The sequence below is a fragment of the Pseudomonas sp. SIMBA_068 genome (genome assembly GCF_046534705.1).
GTDB classification, from domain to species: domain Bacteria; phylum Pseudomonadota; class Gammaproteobacteria; order Pseudomonadales; family Pseudomonadaceae; genus Aquipseudomonas; species Aquipseudomonas putida.
The window spans coordinates 1-345 of the sequence record NZ_JAWRYI010000169.1; the positions used below are offsets into that span (position 1 = coordinate 1).

The window sequence follows — 345 nt, forward strand, 5'->3', positions numbered from 1 at the left end:
GCCCGGCCCGCCATCAGACCGGCCACAACAGCGGTGTGATTCATGCCGGCGTGTATTACACCCCCGGCAGCCTCAAGGCGCGTTTCTGCCTGGAAGGCAACAAGGCCACCAAGGCCTTCTGCACCCAGCACGGCATCCGCTTCGATGAGTGTGGCAAATTGCTGGTGGCCACCAACGACCTGGAAATGCAGCGCATGAAGGCGCTGTGGGAGCGCACTGCGGCCAATGGCCTGGAGCGCTATTGGCTGTCGGCGGACGAACTGCGCGAGCGCGAGCCCAACATCGTCGGCATGGGTGGCATCTTCGTGCCGTCCAGTGGCATCGTCAATTACGCGCAAGTGACAG

1 protein-coding gene is annotated in these 345 nt (G+C 63.2%); it reads left to right on the forward strand.

Going from position 1 to position 345, the window contains the following annotated elements:
- Positions 1-345 (forward strand): FAD-dependent oxidoreductase (locus SB756_RS28690; protein WP_410912901.1); only part of this gene is annotated, 345 nt, incomplete at both ends.